Origin of the sequence: Hymenobacter aerilatus, from assembly GCF_022921095.1 — a bacterium.
Taxonomy (GTDB): Bacteria; Bacteroidota; Bacteroidia; order Cytophagales; family Hymenobacteraceae; genus Hymenobacter; species Hymenobacter aerilatus.
Genome location: NZ_CP095053.1, coordinates 586,524 through 611,744, shown reverse-complemented (window position 1 = coordinate 611,744; position 25,221 = coordinate 586,524). Strand labels below are relative to the sequence as shown.

21 protein-coding genes and 2 pseudogenes are annotated in these 25,221 nt (G+C 57.3%); 12 read left to right on the top strand and 11 right to left on the bottom strand.

Going from position 1 to position 25,221, the window contains the following annotated elements; translation table 11 throughout:
- Nucleotides 1–109: 109 nt before the first annotated feature.
- Nucleotides 110–643 (top strand): hypothetical protein, encoded by a 534-nt coding sequence (locus MUN82_RS02550; protein ID WP_245094741.1) that lies wholly within the window; start codon nt 110–112, stop codon nt 641–643.
- Nucleotides 644–750: 107 nt separating this feature from the next.
- On the top strand, nt 751–1,629 hold the full coding sequence (locus MUN82_RS02545) for a DUF2911 domain-containing protein (RefSeq protein WP_245094740.1): 879 nt from the start codon (nt 751–753) through the stop codon (nt 1,627–1,629).
- Between the two features lie 204 nt (nt 1,630–1,833).
- Here the strand turns inward: MUN82_RS02545 and MUN82_RS02540 are convergent, their stop codons facing one another.
- From MUN82_RS02540 to MUN82_RS02515, 6 genes are all read right to left on the bottom strand, one after another.
- On the bottom strand, nt 1,834–3,564 hold the full coding sequence (locus MUN82_RS02540) for a sodium:solute symporter family transporter (protein WP_245094739.1): 1,731 nt from the start codon (nt 3,562–3,564) through the stop codon (nt 1,834–1,836).
- Complete coding sequence (locus MUN82_RS02535) at nt 3,561–3,716, bottom strand: hypothetical protein (protein WP_245094738.1); 156 nt, start codon at nt 3,714–3,716, stop codon at nt 3,561–3,563. Before MUN82_RS02535 ends, MUN82_RS02540 begins: the two co-directional genes overlap by 4 nt.
- An 809-nt stretch (nt 3,717–4,525) precedes the next feature.
- Nucleotides 4,526–7,117 carry a PIG-L family deacetylase gene (locus tag MUN82_RS02530; RefSeq protein WP_245094737.1) on the bottom strand — a complete coding sequence of 864 codons (2,592 nt, stop codon included), beginning with the start codon at nt 7,115–7,117 and terminating at the stop codon, nt 4,526–4,528.
- A gap of 407 nt (nt 7,118–7,524) precedes the next feature.
- Nucleotides 7,525–7,770 carry a hypothetical protein gene (locus MUN82_RS02525; protein ID WP_245094735.1) on the bottom strand — a complete coding sequence of 82 codons (246 nt, stop codon included), beginning with the start codon at nt 7,768–7,770 and terminating at the stop codon, nt 7,525–7,527.
- 37 nt (nt 7,771–7,807) lie between these two features.
- Nucleotides 7,808–8,323, bottom strand: coding sequence for a GNAT family N-acetyltransferase (locus tag MUN82_RS02520; protein WP_245094733.1), 516 nt, complete (start codon nt 8,321–8,323; stop codon nt 7,808–7,810).
- 171 nt (nt 8,324–8,494) lie between these two features.
- Entirely contained in the window at nt 8,495–9,031 is a 537-nt protein-coding gene (locus tag MUN82_RS02515) for a hypothetical protein (RefSeq protein WP_245094731.1), read from the bottom strand.
- A gap of 624 nt (nt 9,032–9,655) precedes the next feature.
- Here MUN82_RS02515 and MUN82_RS02510 point away from each other — a divergent pair.
- The 3 genes and pseudogenes from MUN82_RS02510 to MUN82_RS02505 all read left to right on the top strand — a co-directional run.
- Nucleotides 9,656–9,832 (top strand): annotated as a pseudogene (locus MUN82_RS02510) (IS3 family transposase); the annotation flags it as partial.
- Between the two features lie 41 nt (nt 9,833–9,873).
- Nucleotides 9,874–9,984, top strand: a pseudogene (locus MUN82_RS22400) (integrase core domain-containing protein); the annotation flags it as partial.
- Between the two features lie 151 nt (nt 9,985–10,135).
- Nucleotides 10,136–10,339, top strand: a complete 204-nt coding sequence (locus MUN82_RS02505; RefSeq protein ID WP_245094729.1) for a hypothetical protein — start codon at nt 10,136–10,138, stop codon at nt 10,337–10,339.
- A 19-nt stretch (nt 10,340–10,358) separates the two neighbouring features.
- Here MUN82_RS02505 and MUN82_RS02500 read toward each other — a convergent pair whose 3' ends face one another.
- The gene (locus MUN82_RS02500) at nt 10,359–13,022 is read right to left on the bottom strand and encodes an MGH1-like glycoside hydrolase domain-containing protein (RefSeq protein ID WP_245094728.1); all 2,664 of its coding nucleotides are present in this window, start codon (nt 13,020–13,022) and stop codon (nt 10,359–10,361) included.
- Between the two features lie 21 nt (nt 13,023–13,043).
- Nucleotides 13,044–15,260, bottom strand: coding sequence for a bifunctional alpha,alpha-trehalose-phosphate synthase (UDP-forming)/trehalose-phosphatase (locus tag MUN82_RS02495; RefSeq protein ID WP_245094727.1), 2,217 nt, complete (start codon nt 15,258–15,260; stop codon nt 13,044–13,046).
- Nucleotides 15,261–16,338: 1,078 nt separating this feature from the next.
- Between MUN82_RS02495 and MUN82_RS02490 the strand changes: the two genes are divergently transcribed.
- The 6 genes from MUN82_RS02490 (at nt 16,339) to MUN82_RS02470 (ending at nt 22,868) form a co-directional block, all read left to right on the top strand.
- Nucleotides 16,339–17,772, top strand: a complete 1,434-nt coding sequence (locus MUN82_RS02490) for an RtcB family protein (RefSeq protein WP_245094725.1) — start codon at nt 16,339–16,341, stop codon at nt 17,770–17,772.
- Nucleotides 17,773–17,874: 102 nt separating this feature from the next.
- Nucleotides 17,875–18,750, top strand: coding sequence for an SDR family oxidoreductase (locus MUN82_RS02485; RefSeq protein WP_245094723.1), 876 nt, complete (start codon nt 17,875–17,877; stop codon nt 18,748–18,750).
- Nucleotides 18,751–18,801: 51 nt separating this feature from the next.
- Nucleotides 18,802–18,930 (top strand): hypothetical protein, encoded by a 129-nt coding sequence (locus MUN82_RS22235; protein WP_262922834.1) that lies wholly within the window; start codon nt 18,802–18,804, stop codon nt 18,928–18,930.
- Between the two features lie 221 nt (nt 18,931–19,151).
- Entirely contained in the window at nt 19,152–19,901 is a 750-nt protein-coding gene (bla, locus tag MUN82_RS02480; protein ID WP_245094722.1) for a subclass B1 metallo-beta-lactamase, read from the top strand.
- 393 nt (nt 19,902–20,294) lie between these two features.
- Nucleotides 20,295–20,603 carry a DUF6660 family protein gene (locus tag MUN82_RS02475; RefSeq protein WP_245094720.1) on the top strand — a complete coding sequence of 103 codons (309 nt, stop codon included), beginning with the start codon at nt 20,295–20,297 and terminating at the stop codon, nt 20,601–20,603.
- A 72-nt stretch (nt 20,604–20,675) separates the two neighbouring features.
- Nucleotides 20,676–22,868: a TonB-dependent receptor gene (locus MUN82_RS02470; RefSeq protein WP_245094719.1), complete on the top strand. Its 2,193-nt coding sequence runs from the start codon at nt 20,676–20,678 to the stop codon at nt 22,866–22,868.
- 99 nt (nt 22,869–22,967) lie between these two features.
- Here MUN82_RS02470 and MUN82_RS02465 read toward each other — a convergent pair whose 3' ends face one another.
- From MUN82_RS02465 to MUN82_RS02455, 3 genes are read right to left on the bottom strand one after another with little or no spacing between them, the layout of a single operon-like run.
- Nucleotides 22,968–23,219 carry a hypothetical protein gene (locus MUN82_RS02465; protein ID WP_245094717.1) on the bottom strand — a complete coding sequence of 84 codons (252 nt, stop codon included), beginning with the start codon at nt 23,217–23,219 and terminating at the stop codon, nt 22,968–22,970.
- A 15-nt stretch (nt 23,220–23,234) separates the two neighbouring features.
- On the bottom strand, nt 23,235–23,615 hold the full coding sequence (locus tag MUN82_RS02460) for a hypothetical protein (RefSeq protein WP_245094715.1): 381 nt from the start codon (nt 23,613–23,615) through the stop codon (nt 23,235–23,237).
- Nucleotides 23,616–23,651: 36 nt separating this feature from the next.
- On the bottom strand, nt 23,652–23,960 hold the full coding sequence (locus MUN82_RS02455; RefSeq protein ID WP_245094713.1) for a hypothetical protein: 309 nt from the start codon (nt 23,958–23,960) through the stop codon (nt 23,652–23,654).
- 160 nt (nt 23,961–24,120) lie between these two features.
- Here MUN82_RS02455 and MUN82_RS02450 point away from each other — a divergent pair, with 160 nt between their 5' ends.
- Nucleotides 24,121–25,215: a hypothetical protein gene (locus MUN82_RS02450; RefSeq protein ID WP_245094710.1), complete on the top strand. Its 1,095-nt coding sequence runs from the start codon at nt 24,121–24,123 to the stop codon at nt 25,213–25,215.
- The last annotated feature ends 6 nt before the right edge of the window (nt 25,216–25,221 follow it).

Below are 25,221 nucleotides of genomic sequence, written 5' to 3'. Positions count from 1 at the left end.
ACCAGCAGAAGAAATCTCGCGTGTTCCAGTAGGTGCTACCTGCATCAGCACGCGAGATTTCTTCTGCTGGTCGAAATGACGTTCTATTCTTACTTATTGTTCTCCCTTCATGCCGACCATCTGTTTTTCCAGCGTTACCATGTCGGCCGATGAGTTTGTGGCGGTGAATTTTCGGCTGTGGCGAGCGGCACCGGCTACCCGGCGCAACCACTGGATTCTGGGGGTAGGGCTGGCGTTGCTGACAGTGAGTTTGGTGCTAGAGCTACTGGACACACAAGGCCATATTACCACTTGGTCGACGCCCGTACTGCTCGTAGTGGGTGTGGCGTATGGGCTACTGCGGGCCGCGCTAGTGCGCCGGCAGCTACGGCGTGGTTACCAGCAAAACACTGTGCTGCAGCAACCCGCAGACTTTATTCTAACTGATAAAGAGCTACAAGGCAACAGCCCCACTGGCACATTTCGGACTCCCTGGAGTACGCTACAACGGGCCATACGCGTGGGGCCAAACTGGCTTCTGCTCTACCCTACCCACGCTGCCTGCTACTATCTCGATCTGCGCCGCTTGGTCTTGCCCGCTACCCCAACGGCCGTGGAAGCTCTATTGGCGCAGCATAGCGTACCCGTACGGCAGCTAACCTGACACGGGGTAGGGCGCAATATCTTGTAGTTCTACTTGTTTTGCCGCTACGTAACCCGATGCCACTGTTTTCCCTACTTTTGCCCCGTTCTATTTGCTTTTCATTTCCTATGATTGCCACTACTCTTTCAAAAACGACCCGCGTAGCGGGAGCCACATTTTTTGCCACGGGTTTGCTGTTGAGCGCTGCCGCCCAGGCTCAAATTAATACGCCTGCTGCCAGCCCTATCAGCACGATCACGCAACGTGTGGGCCTTACGGATGTAAGCATCACCTACTCGCGGCCCAGTGCAAAGGGCCGTGTCGTGTTCGGCTCGTTGCGTCCCTACGATGTGCGCTGGCGCACGGGTGCCAATGCCACTACCAAAATCAAGTTTTCGGACGATGTAACGGTGGAAGGGCAGAAAGTAGCCGCTGGCGAATACGGTATTTACTCAGTACCCGGTAAAAATTCTTGGACCATTGTACTCAGCAAAGACACCAAGCGTGGTGCTGATGTAGATGGTTTCAAGGACGAAGACAACGTGGCCAAGTTCACGGTGAAGCCCTACCGCGTGACGGAGAAGCATGAAACCTTCACGATAAACTTTGCTGATCTTACCCCCGCCACGGCCAACGTGACGTTGGAATGGGAAAATACGGGCGTGAAATTCGGCATCAAGACCGATGTAGATACCAAGGTGATGGCCCAGATCAACGACAAGGTCCTCAACAACGCCAGCGCCTCGGCCGGTGACCTTGCTGCTGCAGCCGTCTACTATATCGACAACAACAAGGACAACAAACAGGCCCTTGCTTGGCTGAAAAAGGCCAATGCTACCGACCCCAAGTTTTGGAACCTGCACACCCAGGCCAAGCTGGAGCTGAAAATGAAGGATAAGAAAGCTGCTATTGCCTCGGCTGAGCAGTCGAAAAAGCTAGCCGCCAACGCCAAGAACGACGAGTACGTGAAAATGAACGACGCTCTAATTGCTGAGGCAAAGAAGTAGTTTGTTGCCTCACTCCGCAGCCTTTTCCCTCAAGGGTAATGCGCATCAAGCGGTTAGGGCATTTGCCAGAACCGTATAGGGTAGATTTGGCAAGTTATAAAAGACAAGAAGCCAACTGTTTGTACAGTTGGCTTCTTGTCTTTTATGAGCACATTACCGTTTGACAGGTAGCAGCCAACGAGGTGGCAGTTGAGCGGGCTGTGTTTAACGACTCGCGTCTGGCTCTCCCTCTATGCGGGAGTGGGAGCTGGGGGGTGAGGCCACCCGTTGTATGACCACTGCCAGCCCAATTACCAGCCCGCACCCAATCATATTGAACCACAAATACCCGATATCGGTGGTATTGAACAGCGCGAGCACAGCCGCCTGCCCTACCACCGTGGCCCAAAAAGCTGCCTTTGCTTGAATCTTCGGCAGGAAAAATGCGACCATAAAGAGCCCTAGCATAGCCCCGTAGAACAAGGAACCCAGGATATTCACAGCCTGAATCAGATTCTCCAATCGGGCCGCAAATAGTGCGAAGCCAATGCCTAGCACGCCCCAGCCTACCGTTGCCCACCGCGACACGCGCACGCACCCTGCCTCGTCGGCGTGGGGGTAGGCGGGGCGGTAGAGGTCTACCACGGTGGTAGACGCCAGCGCGTTGAGGCCGCCAGCCGCTGAACCCATAGCCGCCGACAGCACCACCGCCAGTAACAAGCCTACTAGCCCGCGTGGCAGGTAGTGCAGCACGAAGGTGATGAATACAAAATCGGCTTCCTGTGCTTTAGCCTCGGGCGCTGCTTCTTTTAGGAGTGCTTGGGTACGGCTACGGAGCCCCTGCGCGGCGGCATCTACGGCCTGACGGTGCGTTTCGGCGGCGGCTATCTGCTCGGGGTTGTGGGTAGCGTAGGCGCGCGCAAGCTGCCGGGTAGCCACCGCCCGAGCCGTAGCTAGTTGAGCTTGATCGGTTTGGAGCTGGCGCAAGGCGGGCGCGTAGGCAGGGTTGCGGGCGGCCTCGTCCAGCACGGGACGGTTGAAGGTGAGCGGCGCTGGATTAAACTGGTAAAACACGAACAGCAGCACGCCAATCAACAGAATGCCAAACTGCATAGGCACCTTCACAAGGCCGTTCATGAGCAGGCCAAGTCGACTTTCGCGCTGGCTGCGGCCGGCTAGGTAGCGCTGCACCTGGCTTTGGTCGGTGCCGAAGTAGGACAAAGCCAGAAACAAACCGCCCGTCATGCCCGACCAGAAGTTGTAGCGGTCGGCGGGGTCGAAATGGAAATCAACTAGGTTCAGTTTGCCCTGATGGCCGGCTAGCTGCATGGCTTCCGTAAACCCTACCCCCGCTGGCAGGTAGTGCACCAGCAGGTACCCCGCCACCACCATGCCCGTGAAGATAACGCCCACCTGGAACTGCTGCGTGACGGCCACCGCCCGGCTGCCGCCCGTCACCGTATACAGAATCATCAGTCCACCAATCAGCCAGACGGTCAGGGAAATATCCCACCCCAGCAGCGCCGACAGCACCAGCGCAGGCGCGTAGAGCGAAAGGCCGTTGCTGAGGCCGCGCTGCACTAGGAACAGCACCGCCGCCAAGGTGCGCGTGCGCCTGTCGAAACGACCTTCCAGATACTCGTAGGCCGTGAACACTTGCAACCGGTGGAAGATGGGCACCGCAAAAATGGCGATGAGCACCATGGCTACTGGTAGCCCAAAATAGAACTGAATAAACCGCATGCCATCGGCGTAGGCCTGGCCAGGCGTACTCAGAAACGTAATGGCGGAGGCTTGCGTGGCAATAATACTCAGCCCGATGGCCCACCAACTAGCCTGTCGTCCGCCCAGCAAATAGCCATCGAGGGTACGGCCAGCCGTGCGCGTGCGCCAGGTGCCGTAGCCCACAATAAACAGCAAGGTGCCGCCTAGTACCAACCAATCGAGTAGACTCAAGCGAACAAGCGAGTTAGGTAGGCGAAAAATCCGATTTCAACGGCCAGCGCGCCCAGCACCAGCCAGTACCACGCCCGCCAGTTGGTAGAATTGCCTGTGGAAGTAGTTACGGACACAGAAGGCACGGGCTTTTTATCATCTGTTTTCTTCATAAAGTAAGAAGGCAAAGTAACTGACACCATATGCCGCCAGCAAGTTACCACATCAGCAGAGGTTAGTCCTAACAAGGCAATAGCTTATGCATTCCACAGCTTCACGTGTAAGTAGGTCGCTAGGTCTCGGGCCAGCTGTCGGGCTTCTGCCTCCCGTTTAACGTGCACTTTACCCACTACAATACCTTGTTTGCTATCAGCTACCGACAAGAGTATTACGCAGGATTTAAGCGCCCACGTAGTCTGCCATACCCCCATAGAACCCCGGCCACTAGTAGGCGCTTGGTACTCTGAGTAAGACTTCAAAACTACTTTAGTTATAGTTGGCAACGCCTGCCACTGCCCAATCGGTAAGCCAAAAAACAGGATACAATGACGGTAACGCTGTCTTTTACTATCCACCGCAAATTCTCTCCGACTTTCTATTGCTTTAAGGCCAACTATCAGAAAAAAGAAACCCAGCGTTCCAGCCGGTAGATGCCGACCAGTAGAAAGGATAGCATAAGCAGAAAGCCAACATCCGAGTAGAAATAACGCATGCGCTGCGATAGTACTGCCATCAGATGCACGAAGAGAAGTGACAAACATAAATGACGTACAAGCAGCGTACTAGAGCTTTGCAGGCGATGTGTGAAAGTTGATTGCAGTTGCTAGGACAGTTTGCGCTTAACAGTTGCCCAGGATAGACTTAAGACCTTTCGCGCAGTCTAAAAAACATCAGCAACGACATCAACCACCCCCATTTTCGCTTTGCGAAAATATCCCCTCCTCATCTGAGGAGGGGAGTTGGTCGTTCTCTTTCCCCTACCCTACTTGCCCAACGAAATCATATTGGCCAGAATGCGGTAGGCGCCGGGTACGCCGGCGGGCAGCTCGCGGAACAGCGACAGGCCAGTGTAAATGTAGTGGCCCTTGCCATAGTCGGCTACCAGAATAGCGCTTTCCTTATCTGTTTCGCCAGGGTCGTGGCTGCTGATAACGGTTTGGTAGTGACTATCCCATTTCGAGGGGTAGTAGAGGCCCTGCTCCTGCACCCAGCCTTCAAAATCCTTGGTGGTGATTTTGTTGGGCGTGTTGAGGATGGGCGCTTTGGGATTGAGGAATTTGACGGGGGCGTTTTCTACCGTCACACGGTCGGTGGAGAGCGTGAGGGGGTAGGGACCGATTTCGGGTAGCAGCACGCCGCGGCTCACCACGTATTGCACGATGAGGTTGCCGCCATTTTTCACGTAGTCGAGCAGCACGGGCTGGGCCACGCGTAGTCGTTCCACGGTATTGTAGGCGCGCACTCCCAGTAGCACCGCATCGAAATGGCGCAGGGCTTCGGGCGTTACCTCATCGGCCTTCAGCAACGACACGGTATAGCCAATTTGCCGCAGGGCGTCGGGCACCTCGTCGCCGGCGCCCATGATGTAGCCGATGTTGTTGCCTTTCTTCACCAGGTCGACGCGCACCAGCGGAGCTATGGCTTCGGGGAACAGCGTTTGGGTGGGGATATGCGGGTATTCAATGGTCTGCAAGCCGCGGGAGTAGGCCTGACCGTCTACGGTAGCCGTAGCGCGAAGCTGGCCTTCGCTGTTCGTGCTGCTGGTAGACTTCACCTGAAACTGTACCAACTGCTCGGTGCCTTTCGCTTTCAGCTCAAAAGGCACGCTGGCTGGCTCGCATTGCCAGCCGGCAGGTACTTGCAACGCGAGGTTGCCGCGCACGTTGTCTTTGCCGGCAACAAGTGTTACAGGCACCGTTTTGGGCTGATTATCAGCGAAGACGTAGGCCTTGCCGGCAATGTTTACCGCCACGGGTGGCACCACGGCCAGCGGCTGGTACCGCTCACCAAGTACGGGGTCGGTGTGCTTGTATTGGACGGGGACGGAAAAGAAGAGCGGAACCTTCCCATCTAAGGATAAATCAAAAGAGGCAGTAGCCATAGGTGGATTCTCTGGCTCTCCCCGCAATGCCAATTCTTGAAACTCACTATCAACACCTTTGATACCCGTTATTCTATACATCCCAATGGATGCCGGTTCCCGAAGCCAATAAGGTTGTGCGAGTAAAAAATCACTATATCCAGGCAACGTCAATTTGCCAGTCACTTGTTTATTTTCACTCAGTATAGTTTCCTGTTTTGCATCGGTAACTGAGCAATCAAGCAGCATAGTATTGATCAGATGAGGAGCTCTCGTCCTAACTTTTAGAAGCTTTAAAGGTAGCTTGGAACGGTTCACAATAGAATATTCCACAATAGCGTCTGTACCTGCTCCTATCGTTGGTGTACTTGTTACAGCTTCCATGTAAATACCTGAACAAGCTTTAATCAGTTCTTTAACTAGGATCAGTTTCTCATCCAGTGAAACTCCTGTATTTGCCCCTTTGGCAGAACGAGCGCGCTCATCTACTTGCAGGTGAAGCATTGCATTATACACATCTATCAACCCCACCACACTAGCCGCCGGATTCGCCGCATCATACTCCTTAATCACCTTCTCTACCAGCTTCCCTACCGACGCGCCGCCGGGCACGCGGTTCCAGGTCTGGTCGATGCCTTCGAAAGGATTGGTTTTGGCTTTGTCGCCCTTCACGGGTTGCAGGTACTCTAGCGCTTCGCCACGCTGAGCGGCTGAGCCGAAGCCTTGGCTGCGGTGCTGAGAACGGCTTTCGGCGGCAATTTCGCCATAGCTTCTACCCAGCAGAGCGTTGTAGCCACCGGCATCTACTTTTAGGTAGCCGCTCATATCCTCGCCGGGCTTCACAAAGAAACTGCCGGTGTTCCAGAGCAGGCGCTTGGGCTGCCAGGGCTTTACGTGTTTCAGCTGCTCGGGGAAGCGCTTGGGGTCGCCGGCCGCGTCGAAGGCTTCGGCGGCCAGGATAGCGCTGGCCTGGTGGTGACCGTGGCCGGCGCGCGGGTCGGGTGGGAAGCGCGTGAACAGTACATCGGGCCGACGCTGCCGAATCACCCATACCATATCGGCCAGCACTTGCTCCTTGTCCCAGATGGTGAAGGTTTCCTGCCAAGTTTTAGAAAAGCCGAAGTCGTTGGCGCGGGTGAAGAACTGGTGCGCCCCGTCGATGCGGCGGGCGGCCAGCAGCTCCTGCGTGCGGATCAGGCCTAGCTGCTCCCGGATTTCGGGGCCAATGAGGTCCTGGCCGCCGTCGCCGCGGGTGCAGCTGAGGTAGCTGGTTTCCAGCAGGCGGCCATTGGCGAGGTAGGCCAGGAAGCGCGTGTTTTCATCGTCGGGGTGGGCGGCGATGTACATAGCTGAGCCGAGGACATTCAGTTTTTTCAGACCCAGCAGAATTTCCGAGGAAGACCAGGTTTTAGGGGCTTGGGCTTTCGCGCTAGGTGCTACACTAGAGGCAAGCAATACGGCCAGCAGCGCGGCGCACAATCGGGATAGAAGCATAAGGAGGAACTAGGAACTTGGCCTTAAAGATACCGGTCAACAGCGAAGCTGGCCATGGAGGTATATAGCTGCTACAAGCTACTGGCGCTAGCTCTTTACCTACACCAACACCAAGCTGTGCGCACGCCAGATAGAGCAGCACGTTCTAAACGACTCAGAAGGCCTTGTTCAGTTACTGCTCACATGAATATGGGCAAATGAGGTGGTCTAGCTACGCCGGACAGAATTGGGACGTTGTTTGGAGTTGGGTTTCGAAGTGGTTGGGCGTTTGATACCCGAGAGCCAAGTGGCGGTGCTCGGCGTAACTAGACTAGCTCAGCATAAACTGTCCAGGTTCTGCTATAAGAGAAGTACGCTATAGAGCTAGTGTATTTGTATTTGTTTTAGCTAGACAGGACCGCGTTACGCTAATCCAGCTGCGTGATAATGACGTCCGCATTTACTTGCACATACTTGCCGGTGGCTGCGTCGTTGAAGTAGTAGCCTTCGCCCGCCCGGCCCAACTTGCCCGTGCTCGTGTAGGTGCGCACCACCTGTCCTCCCGACAGTACTTCTACTTTGAATTTACTGCCATAGCTGTCGAAGCGGGCTTGGGAGGCATCCGTGCAGGCGGCCAGGGCGACGATTAAAAGGAGAGAGGAAAGATGTTTCATACCCGCGAAGAAAAACAAAAGCCCGGACTAGCGGAAGTTAGATTGGCTGTGGACTACGCCGCACCCCGTATACCCATTCGTCCAGTACTTCGCCGTTCTTGTATAACGTCTGCGGGAAACGGGCTTCCAGCGTAAAGCCGGCCTTCTCTAGTACACGGTGCGAGGCGTAGTTGGTACCAAAGGGCCGCGCGAAGATGCGCGTGATGGTAAAGGTTTGAAAGCCGTAGTTCACCATCTGCTGGACGGCCTGCGTGCTGATGCCCTGTCCCCAAAAAGGCTGCGCTAGCCAATAGCCCAGTTCGGCATTATGGCGGTGAATATCGGTTTGCGGATGCAGGGCAATGCTGCCCACTGCCTGGCCCGCCACCTCGATGGCAAAGATGCAGCGGGACATTGCTGGACTGGTTGCAAACGCCAGGTAGGCCTGCCCGTCCGCTACGGTATAGGGGTGCGGAAAAGCGTCGATCAGATGGCGGGCTACTTCCCAGTCGTTGGCATGGTGTACCAAGCTAGCTAAGTCGTCTAAGGTCCAAGGGCGAAGCGTAAAGAGCATGATACAAGGCTAGTGGTAGCGTTACTTCTCCACGAAAGTAGGGCGTGGTCCCCTACTTACGTAGGAACGAGAGTACAGCAGAGAAGGTAGAAAAGAACATCCCCCGTTGAAGTGGGTACCGAATCAGATTAAAGCAGCGCTTATGATTTTCCTATTACTGCTCAACGCCTACTATTTCGCGCTGGCCAGGACGTGCTGCACTTTGGCAAATGTGCGTTGATAGCTCGCTTTCTCCGCTGCGCTGACGAAACCCTGCATCTTGGCTAGCTCCACGACCGAGCTTCTGACATCGGCCAATTCCGCATATAGCTTGTTTGCCGTACGCTGGGTTACTTTTTGAGACTTGACCGCTTGGCCTAGCTGTGCCTGCAGGGTGGCTGCCTGCAGCTCAATGGCCGACTGATCGACTCGGCTAACGCTGAGCGTATTGTGCTCATTATGCGCTTCCAAGCCCGTGCCTTGCACTAATTGGATGAGCGCTTGAGCAGGTAATAAAGTCCCTTGCACGTTGGGGCTGCGAAAAGACGTGGTGAGTCGCTGGTCGAACTGCACTGGATGGCCTGTCTGGCTGGAAAGCGCAAGCAGCGCCTTATCCAACGGACCCGCGGCAATGTGCAGAGGCGTGGGTGTTGTTTGGGCGATTCCTGGTAGGCTGGTGACCGTAGCAACACTGGCTGCCAGTAGAAAGCGGAGAAAGGAAGTACTCATGTCGTGCGCTTGGAGCAAGATTGCTGGGTGAGGGATTTAACAGGGGAAATACGTGAGCACAAAGGTAGGCAGTTACCTAGGTGAATAGCGGGAAAATATGCGCAGACAGCTTGCGACTTTTCCGTAGTTAACGCCACCGAAAAAGCCCCTTATGTGAAAGGCTTTAGCACGAGACCGGCCTGCTCTTCGCGGGCGCGCTCATGATTGAGGCGCACGAGGCGGGTGAGAATCTCGCGTCAGGTAGGTCCATGGGCCAGCCATAAGCTTCGGCGACAGCGGCATCGAGTTGCTGGTGGAGGCTCAGCACAACGGAGGCGGGGCCCAACTGGTAGGGTATCTGGCCTTTGGCTGCGAGGGGCTAACCGGCGCGCAGCTTTTCGACGACGTTGTAGAGGTCGTTGAGGGTGAGGACGGGATGTTGGGCTTGTTAACGCTTGCGGTGGGCGTCTAGTTGTTCTGCTAATTCGCGGATACGGGTGACCTCCCCCAAGAAACTGGACCACGCTAAAGTAGAGAACTCAGGCACTTTGTCGTACCTTAAAACCAAGAGACAATTGCCTGAAAAAGACTAAGTTCACGGAGGCGCAAATCGTGTTTGCGCTACACTAGGCCGACACCGGGGTAACCGTCGCGGAGGTGTGCCGAAGATGGGCATCAGCAAGGCTACCTACTACAACTGGAAGAAAAAGGTACGGCGGCTTGGGCGTGCCCGAACTGCGTCGGCTCAAGCAGTTGGAAGAGGAAAATCAGCACCTCAAACAGCTGTTAGCCGACCTACGCCTGAATAAGCAGATGCTATAGGGCACTGGCTCCTGTCGCTGACGCATGCGTAGGAAAAGTTTGAGCAATGGCGCCAAGAATACAATGGCTTTCGACCGCACCGCTCGTTACAAAATTTAACGCCCGATGAGGTGGTGGCTGCCGCCACTAAAGTCGAGCTTCAGAACGCCTGACGTTCTACTTTCAATCGGCTCAGTAAATAGGAGGAGGTTAGGTTCGCCGTATACTACCCTATCCGGCAAGCCCAAGCGGCCACTACCCGCGCATCTTTGTGCGTATCCAAAGCGTATCGTAAGCACTAGTTCCTATAAACCGTACGATTCCATGAGTGACTTAGCTAACCTGCAGGCCATGCTCGGCCAAACCCTCCACATTCACTACCAGCTGCAAGGCTCGGAGCAGGGCAACGCAACGCTGACTGTGCAACCCGACGAGCAAACGGTATTGGGCCCCACGGGCAGCCAGCTCGTGTACTCGTTTCAGGATGGGCGCTTCCTGAGCCTGGAGATTTTGCTGGCTGCGGGATGATTGCTGTTGAGCCGGTGCTTCAAGCACCGGCTTCAGCATCCTGCTCGGCGGGAATACGTGTCAGACTTTGGGAGGCGAGCAGGCAGGCCAGCAGGCCGGTCCAGCCGGTTTGGTGGCTGGCGCCCAAGCCACGGCCGTCGTCGCCGTGGAAGTATTCGTAAAATAAGGGGTAATCGCGGAAGTGCGGGTCGTATTGCAGCCGTTCGTTGGCCCCAAAAGCGGGTCGCTGGCCCGTAGCATCCCGCAGAAACAGCTTGCTTAAGCGTGCCGTGAGAGCGGTGGCAACTTCTTGCAGGGTGCAGCGTTGGCCGGAGCCCGTTGGGTATTCCACTTGAAAACCATCGCCGTAATAGGCGTAGAAGCGCTGCAGTGACTCAATAAGGAGGTAGTTGATAGGAAACCAGATGGGGCCGCGCCAGTTGGAGTTGCCGCCAAACATATCAGAATCCGACTCGCCGGGCAGATAGGCTACGGTAAAGTCGGCCTCGGCTGTGGGGAAGTGGTAGGGGTGCTCCCGGTGGTAGCGCGACAACGCCCGAATGCCAAACTCTGACAGAAACTCCTGCTCATCCAGCATACGGGTAAGCAAGCACTGGAGGCGGTGGCTGCGCAGCAACGACAGCCGATGCCGCGCCCCTTGGCCCGGTACCTGCCATTGCGACACCAGCTCGGCCAGGTGCGGGCGGTTGTGGAGCAGCCAGCGCAGACGCTGCGCAAATTCGGGCAGCGCGTTGAGTAGCGTGTCGTCGAGTACTTCCACAGCAAACAACGGTATCAACCCCACGATGGAGCGCACCTTGAGCTTGGTGCGGACGCCATCGGGGGTGTGCAGCACATCGTAATAAAAGCTATCCTCCTCGTCCCATAAGTTGAATTGTCCATCGCCACCTCTGGTCATCGCTTCCACGATGTAGAGGAAATGCTCGAAAAACTTGCTGGCCATCTCCTGGTAGACCGGGTTAGTAAGAGCCAGCTCTAGGGCAATGCGCATCAGGTTCAGCGCGTACATGGCCATCCAGCTGGTGCCGTCGCTCTGCTCAATATAGCCGCCGGTGGGTAGGGGCGCCGAGCGGTCGAACACGCCAATATTATCCAACCCCAGAAAGCCGCCCTCGAAGATGTTGCGGCCGTTGCGGTCTTTCCGGTTCACCCACCACGAGAAGTTCAGATTGAGCTTGTGGAACATGGCCTCCAGAAAGACGGTGTCGCCGTGGCCGCGCGTCTTTTGGTCCATCTGGTACACGCGCCAGGTAGCCCAGGCATGCACGGGCGGGTTGGCGTCGGAGAGGTTCCACTCGTAGGCGGGCAGCTGGCCGTTGGGGTGCATATACCAGTCGCGCGTGAGTAGGCGTAGCTGCTGCTTGGCAAACTCCGCATCGACCATCGCCAGTGGAATGCAGTGGAAGGCCAAATCCCAGGCCGCGTACCAGGGGTACTCCCACTTGTCGGGCATGGAGATGATGTCGGCGTTGTAGAGGTGGCGCCAGTCATTATTGCGGCCCTGGCGCCGCTCACTCGGGGGCGCCACAAAGTTGGGGTCACCGTCGAGCCACTGGTTCAGGTCGTAGTAATAGAACTGCTTGCTCCAGAGCATGCCGGCAAAGGCTTGCCGCTGCACGTTGCGAGCATCGAGGTCTGCTACGCCCTCCTGTAGGCTGGCGTAGAACGCATCGGCCTCCTGCTGGCGCTGGGCAACTACCTGACTGAAGTCAGCAAATGGAGCCGGGTGTGACGTTTTGCACAAGCGCACCCGCACGGTCTGCGCCTGTCCGGCAGCCACCGTTAACTGGTAGTGCGCAGCTACTTTGGTGCCGTGCTGCGCCGGGTTGATGGCCTCCTGCTTGCCCTCTACAAGGTACTCGTTGATGCCATCCTTATAGAATTGTCCTTCATAGGGCCTGTTGTAGAGGCGGACCCCATTGGTGTCGTTGTCGCAAAAAAGCAGCGCTGGAGCCTGGTCACAGTAGAGGTGGTACTCCCCTAGCTCTGGGTGCGCCAAGTGCACAACACCCGACTCCGTGCTGCGCAGCTGTGGGCGGGGGCGGAGGTGTTCAAAGGACCAGGTGTTGCGAAACCACGCCTGCGGTAACACGTGCAAAACTGCCGCTTCCGGACCCCGGTTATGCACCGTCAGTTGCAGTAGCAGGTCTTCCGGTCCCGCTTTGGCGTATTCAATGAACACGTCGAAGTAGCGATTTTCGTCGAAGATGCCTGTGTCGAGCAGTTCGTACTCGGGCTCCTGCCGCGTGCGTTGGGCGTTTTGCGCACGCAACTGTGCATAGGGAAATGCCTGTTGTGGATACTTATAGAGCATCCGCATATAAGAGTGGGTAGGGGTGCTGTCGAGATAGTAGTACAGCTCCTTCACATCCTCGCCGTGGTTACCTTCTCCGTTGGTCAGGCCAAACAGGCGCTCCTTCAGCATCTCATCCTGGCCGTTCCAGAGGCCTACACTCAGGCACAGCAACTGCCGGGCGTCGCTCACGCCACCAATGCCTTCCTCGCCCCAGCGGTAGGCGTAGCTGCGGGCCATGTCGTGGGTCACGTAGTTCCAGGCGTTGCCGTCAGACGAGTAGTCTTCGCGCACTGTGCCCCATTGCCGTTCGGTCAGATAGGGCCCGAATTTCTTCCAGGCAGCAGTTTCGGCGTGGTCTTCCGCTAAGCGTAGGTGTTCTGGGCTCATAAAGAACGTGTGCATGAACTATTATGCGCTGAGAACCGCTGGTGGAACTATTGTCTCTATTTGCAGCAAACTGCTTAGCAGCTGGCGCACGTGGGCCACGTTGCTCACGGCATAGCGCGCCAGCGAGCGGGGCGTGGGGCCTACCTTCAGGGTGTACGCCTCCGGGGGTAGGGCTGCAAAGGTGTCCTCGTCGGTACGGTCGTCGCCCAGCGCCAAGACAAAGGGCGGTGGCTCGGGTCCGAGCCATTGAGCAGCGGCCGTGCCTTTGTGGATGCCGGCGTGCTTGATCTCCAGTACTTTCTTGCCCTCCAGCACGTGCAAATCGGTATTGGACGTCATGAAGGTGAGGTGATTTAGCAGGTCGCGGGCACGCAGGGCGCCCAAGCCGGCATCGGCACGGCGGTAGTGCCACACCAAGGAGTAGTCCTTTTCTTCGATAGAGGAGCCCGGGGTGCGGCTTACATATTGGTCCAGAATAGGCCGGATATCACGTTTCCACTCGGCGCGAAGCCCTTCCTGAAACAGGTGCCAGCTGCCGCCGGCCCGGCGCAGCCACACGCCGTGCTCGGCAATAAAATCGATGGGCAAGTGCCCCAGCCAGCGTTCCAGCGTGGTCCGGTCGCGCCCGCTGATAACGACTACCTGGTTGCGCGCATCGGCTGCCAGGTTGCCCAAAAGCTTCAGTAGCTCCTGGTCGGGGCGGGCGTGCTGCGGGTTGTGGGTGAAGCGGACCAGCGTACCGTCGTAGTCAAATAACAGTAGACGCCTTTCGGCCACTGCGTAATCGTGACGCAACTGGTTTTGGGCCTGGGTATCCAGCACATCGGTAGCTAGGGTTTGCTGCTTGATTTTGCTGTAGGCCAGGCGGTCCATAAACAGCCGCGTCCAGGCAAATACATCGTACTGCCGCACCAGCTGCTGCATAGCCGTCATGCGGGCCTGTTGCTCCTCAGCAGGCAGGCGCAGGGCTTCGTGCAGCGACTCCACCATTTGATTGGTATCGGTTGGGTTGATCAGCAGGGCCTCGGCCAGCTCCTGCGCCGCACCGGCCCGCTCGCTTAGGATAAGTACCCCGCGCTGGTTGGCTTTGCTGGCAATAAACTCTTTGGCAACCAGGTTCATACCATCGCGCACGGGCGTCACCAGGGCCACGTCGGCCAGGCAGTACAAGGCCGACAGCTCATCGAAGGGAAAGGAGCGGTAGAAGTAGTGAATGGGATTCCAGCTGATGGTGCGGTACTGCGCGTTGATTCGGCCTACCAGTTCATCAATTTCCTCCTTGAGGGCGGCGTACTGCGCCACCCGGTCGCGGGAGGGCACCACGACCATCAGCAAATTCACTCGCTCGTGCCACTCGGGGTGTTGCAATAGCAGCTCCTCAAAGGCGTGCAGGCGCTGGGCAATACCCTTAGAATAGTCGAGCCGGTCGATGGATAGTACGACCCGGGTGTCACCCAGCGCCTCCCGGTATGCCTGCTCATGGTGCTGCACGGCCTTCGAAATGGCCGCTTCGGCGTAGCGCTGGTAGTCAATGCCCATGGGGAAGGCATCGACCAGCACCGGGCGGTCGGGCATCTCCACCTGCCCGTTGTGGTTGGAGAGCCCCAACAAGCGCGACACTGCACTCAGAAAGTGCTGCATGTAGTCGAAGGTGTGGAAACCAATAAGGTCGGCGCCCAACATACCGCGCAGCAGCTCGGCGCCCCAGGGTAGGCCCCGCAGCAACTCATACGAGGGAAACGGAATGTGCAGAAAAAAGCCAATAGTGGCCTCCGGACGCTCACGGCGCAGCATTTCGGGTAACAGCAGTAGCTGATAATCCTGTACCCAGATGGTATCGTCGGGGCCAGCCAGTTCTAGCACAGCCTGGCAGAATTTCTCGTTTACGGCCACATAGGCGTCCCAGTGCGCCTGCTCGTAGGTGGCATACTGCGGGAAGTAGTGAAAGGTGGGCCAGAGTGTGGAGTTGCTGAAGCCCTCGTAGAAATCCCGGATTTCAGCTTCGCTCAGGAATACCGGGGCCATGCTATCGGCACTCAGCTGCTCGCGTACCTGGTCCTGTTCGGCGGACTCATCTACGGAGAGACCGGGCCAGCCTACCCACACATTGTCCCCGGCTTGGTAGATGGAGCCGAGGCCCGTAGCCAGCCCGCCCTCGCTGGGCTGAAACGTGAGGCCCGTGGCCGTGCGCTGCACTTTGGTAGGTAGGCGGTTGGAAATAATGATGGTTTTAGACATCTGTCAGAAAGAAGAGGCGCAGCAAGTGAAAAGCTCGTTGAAGTCGGGTAGTATGAAGCGTTGGCCTTTGGAAGGCATGTGCAGTCGCAAGTCACAAATAGAGAATACCTCACTGGGCGCAATGGCGTAGATGGTGTTGCCGGTGCCATGATGCCTATCGAGCACCACCATGCCGTTGCTCTAGCAACTCATCCACAAAACGCTGCAACATAAAATCGGTCGATACCTCTTGGCTCGGTGTTTTTTCATCAGCCTTTTGACGCTACTTGTGGCCGCCAATAGCAAGCAGGCAGCCCTTCGGCTGCGGAATGTTAGTAGACATAAGTAGGAGGAGAAGCTACATAGTACACACGCACCTGCCTGCCGTAGCCAATAGGGGTGTGCGTACTATCTCTCGGGAATGACAATGGCGCCGTAGTGGCCCAGCTGAGTTCCCAGTCCGTCGCTACGAGTTGCCGTAAGGATGCATGTAACCCAGCTAGCTACCACGCCCATGCTATCTTCCAACGCCGGCTCATAGCAGGCCGGACTGACGAGGAACGAATGGCAAAGGGAGCAGCCAAGTGATGTAAAGGCACAACCACATCGGTGAATGTGAATTCAGGATTTATAGCAAGAGAAGGAGGGGATAAGAACATATCCTGTATAACGGCATCTGCTCAAGCGAAGCGGTACAGGAAATACTTATTTTTCCGGGCCTGTTTTTCCACTACTCTCCGTATTTGTACTTAGTACACAGTACGGAAATTGTCATTAGAATATTGATAAAAAGCAAGTTGCATCTTAAGGGGTTCTATGGTGTACTGCCTACACGAAGATCAATGCAGCGAACTAAGCTCCTCGTATGCACTAAGCGCCTAAAAATGGGGCGTCAGGCTGTCTGTTGCAGCACGCTCTATTCATTTTGGCAATGGTAGGCAACCACGACCAGTTGTAATCAGCAGATTCCTCAACGCAGCGCCTTGCTGTGTCCGTCCCGCCTAATTAGCCCGTTTCGCTTGCAGGTTGCTTGTAGCTCCTCTATAACCTAGAATCAGGAATTCGCGCTACAACTAGCCACACTCATCCCTGCAACGCTATGGCAAAACCCACCAAGCTACACGGCAGCGACCTGCGCAAACTAGGCTACCCGGAAGGCAACGCCATCAACTTGGCGCTGGACATTCTGGAAGATCGGCAGCTCAGCAAGCTGGACAAAGGCAGCGCCTTGGCGTTGCTGCGCAAGATTAAGGAAGACCCCTACGCCTACCTGCGCGACTCGCTGTGGCGGGAGCTGGCCAAGGAGTTTGTGCCCGATCCCAGCCGCAAGGTGGGCCTGAACCCCGAGATAAAAGACTACCGCCGCTACGGCGAAGCCTTCATTGAGGATGGCGCCCGCAAGCAGATGGATACGGCCATGCAGCTGCCCATCACCCTAGACGGTGCCCTCATGCCCGACGCGCACCAGGGCTACGGCCTACCCATTGGGGGCGTGTTAGCCGTCGATAACGCCGTCATTCCCTACGGGGTAGGCATGGACATTGGGTGCCGCATGGCCCTGTCGGTGTTTGCGTTGCCACCGCGCTACCTTGAGCAGCGCACCCAGGAGCTGAAAAAGCTGCTGCACGCGAACACCCGTTTCGGTGGGAAGGAAGTGTTCAAAAACCCCACCGATGACCCCATTCTGGATCGGCCCGAGTTCAAGGAAATTGCCGTGGTGCGGGGCAAGCGCGACGCGGCAATTAGTCAGTTGGGCTCCTCGGGCTCCGGCAACCACTTCGTGGAATGGGGCGTGGTGGATATCACCACCGAAGACAACGAGCTGAACCTGCCCGTTGGACACTACATGGGCTTGCTCTCGCACAGCGGCTCACGGGGATTAGGAGCAGCCATTGCCCAGCACTACACCAAGGTAGCCATGAGCAAGTGCCCTCTACCCCCGGAAGCGCGCTACCTCGCCTGGCTCGACCTCGACAGCCAGGAAGGACAAGAATATTGGCGGGCCATGAACCTGGCCGGCGACTACGCCTCAGCCTGCCACCGCGATATTCACCGTCGTCTGAGCCAGGCCTTGGGCGAAAAGCCCCTGGCAAAAGTGGAAAACCACCACAACTTTGCCTGGAAAGAAACCTTAGCCGATGGCCGCGAGGCCATTGTGCACCGCAAGGGCGCCACGCCGGCCGGCGCAGGCGTGCTGGGCATCATTCCAGGGTCTATGACGGCACCCGGCTTTATTGTGCGGGGTAGAGGCGAGCAGGGTTCCATTCAGTCGGCGTCGCACGGAGCAGGGCGTAAGATGTCGCGCACGCAGGCCAAGCAGCAGCTCTCGGAGGGCAACGTGCGCCGCTACCTGCGCGACCACGGCATCGAGCTGATTGGCGGCGGGCTGGATGAGGCACCCATGGCGTATAAAGACATTCACCAAGTGATGGCGCACCAGCGTGACCTGGTTGATGTGCTGGGCTCCTTTACACCCCGCATCGTACGCATGGACGCAGGCGGCGGTGGCAAAAGCAAGTACGGCGGCGAGTAGTAGCTGTTTAGGTAATGGTACCCCTCAGGGCTTAACGGTGCGTGTTCTCGCCCCAACGGCCGGATACAAGGCCATTACACGTTTCTCTTTCACCCAAACACTATGTCCACGAACACTGTGCTAGTCGTTGGCGGCAACGGCATCATTGGCCGTACTGCTGTTGACTACCTCCACTCAACCGGCAACTGGAATACTCTTGTTACGTCGGCCTCGCCGCTGGACTACGATACCGCGGCGCCGTATGTGCAACTAGATTTGCTTGATGCACAGGCGGTACTACACAAGGCTGCGCAGCTGCGTGAGGTTACGCACGTTATCTATGCGGCTTACATCGAAGGCAAAACCCTGGCGGCTCAGACGCAGGTAAACCTTGAGTTGCTTCGGAACCTGGTGACGGGTTTGGAGCAGGTAGCTCCCAATCTGCGGCATCTCACGTTCATTCAGGGGGGTAAAGCCTACGGAGCCCATTTGGGCCGCTACAAAACACCGGCCCTGGAAACCGACCCGCGCCACTTTCCTCCCAACTTCTACTACAGTCAAGAGGACTTTCTGCGCGAGCACTCCGTGGGAAAAGCATGGAGCTGGACGGCCGTGCGTCCCGATATTGTGGTAGGGTTTGCGGTGGGCAACCCCATGAACCTGGCGAACCTAATTGCGGTGTATGCCAGCTTGTGCAAGGAGCTGCGGGTTCCTTTCCGGTTTCCTGGAAGCCTGAAAGCATACGAGGTGCTAGTGAACGTGACCGATGCTACCCTCCTGGCCAAAGGCATGGAGTGGGTTTCGACCCACCAAGAATGCAACGAGGAGATTTTCAATATCACCAATGGCGACATTTTTCGCTGGCAGCAGTTGTGGCCGCGCTTTGCCGAGTATTTTGGAGTAGACTACGCCGAGCCGATTACGTTTCCGCTCCAGGAATACATGGCCGATAAAGCCGAGCTATGGGAGCGCATGGTGCAGAAGTACGGCCTCAAATAGCACACGCTCGACGAGTTAGCACAGTGGGGCTTTGGCGATTTTATTTTCAACATGGAGGCCGATGCATTCTTCGACGTGAACAAGCTACGCCGCTTCGGCTTTCACGACATGCACCTCGACAGCTTTACGTCCTTCCGCAACCAGTTTGAACACTTGAAAGCGGAGAAGATCATTCCGTAAGCAGGCTTCCCTGCTACCAATTGCCTTGGTGCGAAGTGCGTAAGCCGCGTCTGTAGGGTTACACTCTTGTGCAGGCATTAGACAGAGCCTGTAGCGTCCCTACCTGCTAGGCAGCTGGCCTTTCCTCGTTCGCACTGGTTGCAGCCGCCCGTTTTCTAGCGTAGTTTGTCGCTTCGTCTTCGGTCGGCACTACCCCGACCATTTCCTACTAGCTTCCAGATATGAAGTTTCTCGTGGCCCTGTTGCTGGTTGCTGGCGTTGCGGCAGCACCCCGTGCCCAAACCCCAAGTCCTGAAACAGGCACCCTCGTGTATCAGTCCACGGACTTACGCATCGTACAGGTTGCACCGAACACGTTTGTGCATACATCCTTTTTGCATACTGAAAGTTTCGGTCAGGTTGCCTGCAATGGCCTCATCGTACAACACGGCACCGAAGCCGTCGTCTTTGATACGCCTACCCATGAGCAGGAGTCGGAAGAACTGATTACGTGGATAACAAACACCCGCCACTGTACCATAAAAGCTGTAATCCCCACGCATTTTCACGAAGATTGCCTGGGTGGGCTACCGGCGTTTGCGCGCCATCAAATTCCTTCCTATGCTCACAAGAAAACGATTGTTTATGCCAAGCAGCACGGGGCTGCTGTTCCGCAGCACGGTTTTACCAAGCGCCTGACGTTACGCATCGGATCTACCAACGTATACGCCGCCTTTTGGGGAGAAGGCCACACGAAAGACAACATCGTGGGCTATTTCCCGGCGGATGACGTGTTGTTTGGCGGGTGCTTAGTCAAGGAACTACGGGCAGGCAAGGGCAACCTGGCCGATGCCAATACGGCAGCTTGGCCAGCAACCGTACACCGTGTCCAGCAAGCGTATCCGCGGGTAAAGATAGTGGTACCCGGGCACGGCCAAGTCGGGGACCGAAGCCTACTCGCCTACACGATTCAGTTGTTTCATCAACCCTAACCTACTGTTTTTAAGAGTGATAACACTGGCCCGTCACGGCCGCAACTGGGTGACTCACGTGTGATAGACAGCATTGGAACAGCCTGTTGACCGTCAGCCGAGCGGACGGGCGGCACGGCCGCGTTAAGCAGCTCGACAACCTGCACCTGACGCCTGTTGCCGGGGCTACCTACGCGCTGTTTGAGAAGCATAAGGAGGGACTAGGAACTTGGCCTTAAAGATACCGGTCAACAGCAAAGCTGGCTGTGGAGGTGTATGGCTGCTACAAGCTACTGGCGCCAGCGCTTCGCCTACACCAAGCTGTGCGCACGCCAGATGAAGCAGCACGTTCTAAAGGACTCGCTCACATAAATATGGGCAAACGACTTTGAAGATAGCTCTTACCTTTACCCCATGAAGCTGTGGGCCTTTTTCCTGGCAATGTACGTGTTGGTGCTGGCGGGCCTACCCTGCGCGGACGTATGCCAGGACGAGCCAACTACCACCGCCCAGGCTGCCCCCGACGACCACAAGCACACGGAGAGCTGCTCGCCGTTCTGTTTGTGCACGGCGTGCCCCGGCTTCACCATGCCGCCGCTGGTTCCGCCGGTGGCCGTAGCTTCCCTACCCTCTGCTAAACAGATTGTGGTACGGTCGCTCTACCAAGCGCCACACGCGCTGGAGGTGCCGGGGCGGATCTGGCAACCGCCCCGCCTAGCGTAGTCTTTCCGATGGTTGTTGCCCGGCCTTTCTACTGGCTCGGGTAGCTATTGGCTACGCTATTCACTCATTTTCATGAAGTTTCTACTTGTGTCGCTGGGGCTGACACTCTTTACTCTGCCTATAGCCTGGGGGCAAGGCGCCCTACAGGTTTCTATCCGGAATGCCGAAACCGGCAAACCACTCATCGGGGCGACGGCCCGACTCATGCCCGGCAACATCGGCGCCGCAGCCGATGCGGCCGGGCAGTTAGTACTACCCATGCCAGCGCCCGGCCGCTACGCGCTTACCTACTCTTCCATCGGCTATCAACCCCAAACCGATAGCCTGACCCTACCCCTTCCTGGCGACTCGCTGGTGGTACAACTGGTGGCCGCAGAGGGCGAGGTACTGGAAGAAGTGGTGGTGACCTCTACTCGCAGCAACCGCAGCATCGACGATATTCCGACCCGCATCGAGGCCATTACGGGCGAGGAGCTGGAAGAAAAAGCCAACATGCGGCCCGGCGATATTCGCATGCAGCTCAACGAAAGCACCGGCATTCAGGTGCAGCAGACCTCGGCCGTTTCGGCCAGTGCCACCATTCGTATTCAGGGGCTGGATGGACGCTACACCCAATTGTTGCAGGATGGATTTCCGCTGTATACGGGCTTCGCAGCGGGCCTGAGCATCTTGCAGATTCCGCCGCTGAACCTGCGGCAGATTGAGGTGATCAAAGGCTCGGCGTCTACGCTTTATGGCGGCGGGGCCATTGCGGGGCTGGTTAACCTGATTACTAAGCGCCCCACAGAGGAGCGGGAACTGAGCTTTATGGCCAACGGCACCACCGCTGGCGGCCTCGACCTCAGCGGTTTCTGGGCGCAGAAAGGTGAGAAGGTAGGCATCACGCTGTTTGCTGCTCGCAACACGCAGAAGGAATACGACCCCGGCAACACCGGCTTTTCGGCCATTCCGCACTACGAACGGTATACGCTCAACCCGCGGCTGTACTTCTACCTCACGCCCACGGCCACGCTAACGGTAGGCGCGATGGGCAACTGGGAAAACCGCATCGGCGGCGATATGCGGGTGCTGGACGGCGACGCTGACAGCCAGCACCGTTACTTCGAGCGCAACCGCTCCGACCGGGCCTCCTCACAGCTGCAATTCGATAAGCGCTTTGCCCGTTCCGTGCTCACGGTCAAAAACAGCGTGAGCTACTTCAATCGCACCATTACGCAGCCGGGCTACCGCTTTGCCGGGCAGCAGGTGGCCAGCTTCAGCGAAGCCAGCTACACGCACACCGGCGAGCGGGCCGAGTGGATTGGCGGCGCCAACCTCTGGACGGAGCAATTCACGGAACGCGGGGCCACGCGGGGGCGCAATTACCAATACACTACGGTAGGCGCCTTTCTGCAAAACAACTACCGGGCGCGGCCCTGGCTGACGCTGGAAACCGGCCTGCGCGGCGACTATCACAACCGCTTTAGCTTCTTCGCCCTACCCCGGGTGTCGGCGCTGTTCCGGCTGTCGGAGCACCTCACCTCCCGCCTGGGCGGTGGATTGGGCTACAAGGCCCCTACCCTATTCACCGAGGATGCCGAAAGCGTAGGCTTCCGCAACGTGCTGCCCATCAATCAAAATACCGCTCAAGCCGAAACTTCCCGCGGCGGCAATTTCGATGTCAACTACCGCACTACCCTGTTTGAGGTGCTGGACGTGTCCATCAATCAGCTGTTCTTCTACACTCGCCTCAACCACGCGCTGGTACTCGATATTCCGGCCATTATCACGCCGGGTGCAGGCAACGCCACGTACCAGTTTGCCAACGCCGACGGCCCTATCAACAGCCGAGGCCTGGAAACCAACGTCCGCATCGGTTACGAGGACTTTCAGCTTTACGCCGGGTATAGCCTAGTAGACACCCGCCGCCAGTACAGCGGCACCGACTACAACAGCGCCGTGCCGCTAACGGCCAAGCACCGCGTGAATTTGGTAGGGGTGTACGAGCAGGAAGGCAAGTTCCGGGTAGGACTGGAAGCCTACTACATCGGCCGCAAACCGCTCTCGACGGGCGAGGAGTCGCCCTCCTATTGGTTGCTGGGCGCTATGGGTGAACGGCGCTGGAAGCACTTCAGCGTGTTCCTCAACTTCGAGAACCTGCTCAACGTCCGCCAAAGCCGCTATGAGTCCGTGGTACTGCCCCCCGTTAGTCAACCGTCTTTCCGGGAGGTATGGGCACCGTTGGAGGGCTTGGTCGCCAACGGGGGCATCAAGCTGTTTCTTTGATTCAACTAGTTGTTTAATGCCTAAACAGCAACGCGCCCCGGGATAGAATCACTATATTTCTATCCCGGGGCGCGTTGCTGTTTAGGCATGTAAGAGCTTTTAGCCCTCTTTGCCGTTGGTTTGGCTGCTGTCGCCGTAGTCGCCGCGAATGCCGCTCCCGTCGCCCATATTTTCCTGGGTGCTTTCGGTGGCCGCTTCGGGGCTGTTTTTGGCTAGTTCAGAAGAGTTCATGTTTTGTTGAGCACCGTCGCCGGAGCCATCGGCTACCGTTGCATCGGCGTTTTTGGCATCAGAAGAACCGGTGCGGCCTTTTTCTTCGTCTTGCTCAGACGGAATGGATGGAGTGTTCATAAGAAAGAGAGTGATTTAGCTGTTGTTTTCGTCGTCAATGGTGCCGCCGTCGTTGGCAGGGCTAGAGGCAGCGTTGCCGGTACCGTAGTCCGATTTGTAATCGGTGGTATTCTGGGTTTGATCAGCCTTTTCAGCGTCTTGTCCGCCACCTTGGTTTTTCTGATCGGCGCTGAGTTGCGCGCCAGCACCGCTGCTGCCTTTGGCTCCGCTGTTGTCAACGTGTTGGTCCCCACCGCGGTTTCCGCCATGGTTGCCAGTGCTGTCGGAGTCAGAGGAATTTCGAGGCGCATTGCCTTGCTGTTGCGAACCTACGCCACGCTCGTTTTCTGGGCGTGAAGCACGTGTGCCGTCATTAGGACTGCTGTTATCAGGCTGGTTATTCTGGTTGTCGCTCATGAGCGTAGGGTGGAAAGGGTGGAAGAATGGGTGTAGTTACAGGTTTACCTGGCCGATACCGGTGCCAGCGCTACCAGAAGCAGAGCCGCTGCTAGTAGTACTACCGCCCACGTCGCCTTCGTCGGCATTGCCGGGCTTGTCGTACTGGGTGCCGGTGGCCACATTTTTACCTTTTATTTCGTGGCCACCTTCGGTGCCGCCGCTGCCAGAGTTATCGTCGCCGTTGTTGCCGGTAAGGGCCTCGCTGCTGTTGCCGGCCGCTAGGCGGCTATCGGGCTGAAACTCGCGGGCGCGCATGGCGTCTTCGGTTTCTTCGTCGAGCGGAGGTGTGGGATGCTGAGCCATAAGGGTAGGAAAGTTCTGAGTGGAAAGAAGCGCAGGCAGCCGCAGCGGCCTACCCTTGGCTATACGGGCGGTGGGCCGGGCGGTTGAGGCATGGTTTTTCTTGCGCCTTTTCCAGACCTTTCTTTTCTACTCGCTTTTTACGTTTCGCTATTTTGCCTTTATGTCTACTGGCTCCGATTCTTTTACTGAGAAAACCGACGACGCGCTACGCTTTCTCGCCAGCCACCCATCCTTCTATCACTCCGATATTGTGCGGGCGGCCCAGCAAGAGCTGCGGCGGCGCGGCCTACGCTTGCCGGAAATAGCCGAGGGCGCTACCTCGGCCCCACTTCTGGAATACGCCCCAGAGCCTGAACGCTCAACTCTATCTCGCGGACTGCTACTTGGTGGCGGGCTAGTGGCCGCTTTGCTGCTTGGTGTGTGGGCGCTACAATCCACCGGTGCCGACGCCGAGGATGTATCTGTTTCAACGCAACGGCCCACCTCGCTGCCCGCCAGCGTGGTAGAGCAGCCCGCCACCAACGACGATATGATGCCCAGCTTTGAAGCGCTGGCGCAAGAAAGGGTGCGGGAAGCTTCCGCCACGGTGCCCGCCACCGAGTGGCGCGACTCTATTGCCCGCAACAACTACCAGCAGATGGTGGCGCGCTACTGGACTGCCGAATATCAAACGGCCTGGCTGCTCACGCGTACCAGTCAGCGCCCTACCCCCGATCTTACCCTTCTGGGCAAAATAAACCTGGTGCAGGACCAATGGCGCCGCCTAACGCACGCGGCTGCATACGACCTGAAGCTTAAGCCCGTGATGCAGCAACGGCTGGAAGCCATGTTGCTGGGGCACAAGCGCCGGAATGCCGTTCTTGGTTTGCTGACGTATAGCTTCCACGGGCGCGACTCCCTCATTACCCGCGAAATTCAACAGGGCGATACCGCCGCCTACGCCGTGCGCTACCAGGTGCTGGCCTCTCCCCTACCCAAGCAACTGCCTCTACTGCCCCTGCGCGCTATCCCGGAGGTAGTGCGCAGCCAAACCGTGCCCACGCGCTATCCCAACACCAACCCGCTTTATCTGTTACACAATAGAGTATTCGCCAGCGACCCGCTTTCCAACGCGTTGCCCCACCCGGTAACCGAGCTGTCAGATGCGGAAATTGACTCGGTGCTGATACTGCGGCCGCGGGTGGCCATGCAGGCCTACGGCCCACGCGCCCACGATGGCGCGGTTCTTATCTTCACTCATCCTCCTCGCCCTTAGCGCTTT